This window comes from Flavobacterium columnare NBRC 100251 = ATCC 23463, from assembly GCF_002530675.1.
Taxonomy (GTDB): Bacteria; Bacteroidota; Bacteroidia; order Flavobacteriales; family Flavobacteriaceae; genus Flavobacterium; species Flavobacterium columnare.
This window is the reverse complement of the sequence record NZ_PCMX01000148.1, coordinates 1-3,753: the sequence shown is the minus strand read 5'-3', so window position 1 is coordinate 3,753 and position 3,753 is coordinate 1. Positions and strand designations below refer to the sequence as shown.

Annotated in this window: 7 protein-coding genes; 2 read left to right on the top strand and 5 right to left on the bottom strand. The window is 29.9% G+C overall.

The features are described from left to right. Positions 1–182 precede the first annotated feature (182 nt). On the bottom strand, positions 183–737 hold the full coding sequence (locus tag B0A78_RS13650; protein ID WP_077225886.1) for a hypothetical protein: 555 nt from the start codon (positions 735–737) through the stop codon (positions 183–185). Continuing rightward, positions 737–1,615 (bottom strand): RHS repeat domain-containing protein, encoded by an 879-nt coding sequence (locus B0A78_RS13645; RefSeq protein ID WP_097609773.1) that lies wholly within the window; start codon positions 1,613–1,615, stop codon positions 737–739. Before B0A78_RS13645 ends, B0A78_RS13650 begins: the two co-directional genes overlap by 1 nt. A gap of 70 nt (positions 1,616–1,685) precedes the next feature. Here B0A78_RS13645 and B0A78_RS15005 point away from each other — a divergent pair, with 70 nt between their 5' ends. Both B0A78_RS15005 and B0A78_RS14620 read left to right on the top strand, forming a co-directional pair. Next, a complete protein-coding gene (locus B0A78_RS15005) occupies positions 1,686–1,820 on the top strand; it encodes a hypothetical protein (RefSeq protein WP_262494805.1) in 135 nt (44 codons plus the stop codon). After that, a complete protein-coding gene (locus tag B0A78_RS14620) occupies positions 1,810–1,983 on the top strand; it encodes a hypothetical protein (protein ID WP_158447602.1) in 174 nt (57 codons plus the stop codon). The genes B0A78_RS15005 and B0A78_RS14620 overlap by 11 nt, the downstream gene beginning before the upstream one ends. 56 nt (positions 1,984–2,039) lie before the next feature. On the opposite strand, the gene B0A78_RS13640 is transcribed toward B0A78_RS14620, so the two are convergent. The 3 genes from B0A78_RS13640 to B0A78_RS14755 form a co-directional block, all read right to left on the bottom strand. Then, complete coding sequence (locus B0A78_RS13640) at positions 2,040–2,288, bottom strand: hypothetical protein (protein WP_123907311.1); 249 nt, start codon at positions 2,286–2,288, stop codon at positions 2,040–2,042. Between the two features lie 134 nt (positions 2,289–2,422). Beyond that, positions 2,423–3,073 (bottom strand): hypothetical protein, encoded by a 651-nt coding sequence (locus tag B0A78_RS13635; RefSeq protein ID WP_097609772.1) that lies wholly within the window; start codon positions 3,071–3,073, stop codon positions 2,423–2,425. Positions 3,074–3,379: 306 nt separating this feature from the next. Next, positions 3,380–3,753 (bottom strand): hypothetical protein (locus B0A78_RS14755; RefSeq protein WP_211282057.1); only part of this gene is annotated, 374 nt, incomplete at its 5' end.

Sequence of the window (3,753 nt, the reverse complement as noted above, 5' to 3'; positions counted from 1 at the left end):
GGGTGGTCCTGGTATAAAAACACCTCTCGAAATGGAAATATATTTAAGAAATTTAAACCAAAATGTGGCTTAAGATTTTCGCACCAAATTTTGTTGCTATTCCACTAAAACTAGATTAGCTTATAAATAAAAGAAAAAGCCACTCATCGAGTGGCTTTGATTGTTTAACATTATAAAATATTTTAAAGTTTAATAAAGTAAATTTCATTTGAATAATCATTTAAAACTTTTTTGTATTTGTTAAGGAAGAAATAATAAGATATTGTTTCTAGTTCACAATATGAAAGACCTTCTTTTCTAAAAAGAAATCTGTTTTTTTCTTTATCATAAATACAATATTTATTAATTAATCCCTCAATATTATCCATTTTATATACATTGAAAATATTTTGGTCTATTTTACATTTTGATGATTTGCTGTTGAAATCTACTCTCTTTAATTTAGTTTTCTGATTTACAATATTATATATAAAAAAACTAAAAGATTTATATTTTACGGAATATCCCAAATCATACAAAGAATTTAAATAACTATAATCTGTTATGTGTAAAAACCCATCTTCATCAACAACATAAATAATATTAAATGATTCTATTGAACTTGGGGGTGTTTTGCTTAATGATTTTTCAATTATTGATGCTTCCTCTAATGAAATTATTCCTTGTGTTAATTTTTGTTTTTTATCACAATTTGATAACGAAACAAATAAAATTAAAATAAAATATATTCTTCTCATTATTCAGGCATTTTATTGTTAGGCGGGTTTTGTAATTTTTTTGAATCTATTTTACCCCCATATTTTGTTCTGTGCTTTAATCCTTCAACATCTCGCGCTTTATTTTCTAAATGAACCGCCCTAATTTCAGCAGGATCATTTTGATTATTTTTATCAGAATTATCACCCATATTATCAATATCATGGTCATATTGATGCCTTGTTTCGTGAACAACGGTAGTCATGTCTGTTTCTCCAATTCCTTTAAAATCATTTCCTCCTTTTTCATCTAAATCAAGTTGAGTTCTAGTATACAAAGTCTTCCCATCAACAATTTTTTTTGTTTTTGGATCACGCTTCATACCTTTTTCAGCCATTACAAAATTTTCACCTTGAGTGTTTCCGTATATATAATGACTAGTTTCCGAATTCTCTAAATGATGTAAGATACCTTTCAAATTTTTATCCTTGGAAGCCTCTATTTTTCTATATACAGAAAGAACCCTATACATGGTTTTACTTACATTTTCTTTACCTGGATTATATCTTTTTCCATCATGATAAAAATTCCTATTTCGGTAGGTGTATTGTAAATCTTTGCCATCCTTGTTAACAACAAATATGATGTCTCTACCGTCTGGATCAATAGCATTAACTGGATTATTAGCTACATACGCATATGGAGATATGTTTGGATATTTCTCGGCTAGTGGGTCAATATTGAGCCAAAGGGAAGTCTTCATATCTAAATACCTCGCCCCATAATAGCTCAAATTCGTTTCTCTATCCAATTCCTTGCCATTAAACAAATACGGCATAGAAAAACTAGAGCTATGCTCCTCAAACAATACCTCTCCAAAAGCAATATACTCTACATGCTGAGACAACTGACCATTCATAGTACTAATATACGAAGTACTTCCTAAATGATCGCTATGGTAATAAAAAATATCTTTTTCAAATAAGCCGTTGCCTACAAAACCATCGCCTGCGGTTACATCTGCGGGTTTTATAGGATCGCCAAACTGTATGGGTGGTCCTGGTATAAAAATACCTCTCGAAATGGAAATATATTTAAGAAATTTAAACCAAAATGTGGCTTAAGATTTTCGTACCAAATTTTGTTGCTATTCCACTTAAAGATGCCGAGCTTATAAAAGAATTTCAAAAGATTGAAGAACTACCACAAGAAGAAAAAAATACTATCCTTAAAGTGATTTCTGCTTACATACGAGATTTTAAAACTAAACAATCTTATACTTTGTAAAAATAACAAACCCCGAGTGTTGGCTCGGGGTTTGTTTAAGTATAATTATAATTTTATCAATCTACTTTTTCATAAAATTGATTTAAATCTTTAAATAAATTAATTTTAAGGTTGCCTAAAAAAAATTCTCTCTCAAGAGAAGTGTCAAAACTATCCTCTTCTATACCTTGTCCATAGTTTAATACAATCTTTGTGCCTGTAATTGTATAGTAGATTTTATATTTCCCTTTCCCATAATATGAGCTACTAAAATTGTTATTATCTAATAGTTTTAACGTATCTGCTTCATATGGTATATTACTCAAAAAATGCTTCTGTTGGTAATTTCGATTTACATATGTTCCTTTTATTGTATTGATAACATAAAAATTACTATATAAGAATAAAGACAATAGAAATATTATAAAAAATATAATTAACCTTTTTTTTTGCATTTAAATTATTTTTTTGTAGTTAAAAATAAATAAGTTTGAAAAGTATTTGTTTCTCTGTTATTCAAATCAAAACTTTTAGTTCTAAAATTATATTCTAAACTTCCTCTTGGATAGTTATCTACTGGTAAATGATAATAAAAAGATGTTCTTGATTTAGAATCTTGAATAAGATTTAAGACTGTATCTCCTAACTTATAAAAACTTGCATTATAACTTCCCATCATTTGAACTTGCATATTGTTATATGTCCAATAATTATCCCATCCATAATAGAAGTTAGCTTCATAAGCACCTTTGCTTTTTCCTGAATCTAAAAATTTATCTTCTAAATCTCTATATAAATAATTGTCGTGAATAGCTTTATTGGCAGGATGTGACCCCTCAAAAATACTTTTTTCAGGACCATATCCTTCACTCCATTCATTATATATATCATTCCAATCAGTATTCCTATCTCTAATTTCACTATTTGCTAATAGTTCCTTACCATTTTTGATTGTATTCCAATTCCCTTTACGATCAGTCACATAAGTAATTTGATTTCCTGTTTTGTCTTTTTGATCAGAATGATAAAAATCTACTCCGATGCTGTCTCCAACATTAGATGTTTTTTGCCAATTACCATCTTTATCTTTTTCAAATTCTCCATCCAGCATTCCTGTTGGGTCAGTTCTACTAACTGGATTATTTGAACAAAAATGGTACGGTGTCTTGTTTGGTTGAAGTTCCGCTAGCGGGTCAACACTTAAAAAATACTACTCCATAATTTCCTCGTGCGAGAACTTCAAAAACACCTACAATACAAAGAACTTCAAAGAACACAACAGGTTTTCAACCTTTTGCAAAATTAATCTTTTTTTTTTCAATTGAATTTCATTTGAAAAAAAAGATTTGGTTTTTATCCATTTTCCAACTGCTGGTACAAAACCAACTTCGGAGTTTTCCTGTAGTCGGCTGGCTCTTTAGCCATCTTTAGCTCGATTTTTTTGGAAGATTGCCATTATACAAAACGTTGTTTTTAATCGGGATTTGTATGGCAATCTTCTAAAAAAATGAGCAAACAACCGAAGGGCGTTAGTAAGCGGTTCGCAAAAAAAATAAATGCTTCTTTTTTGGATTTTATCCTCTTTCGGGTGGGTGAGCGTTGGCAAAAAAAAGGCAAAAAAAGGGCTTTCGAGCGTTGGGGCTATTTCGCATAATGTCCCGGGCAGCTTTGTGCAGTGCAGAACTTTGTAGCACTTACTTTCTTTTTGGTAAAAATGTTGATTTAAAAACGGAACTTTCAATTTATCACTACACTCTGCATTGCACAAAAATGGAATTATGCGAAGTAGCT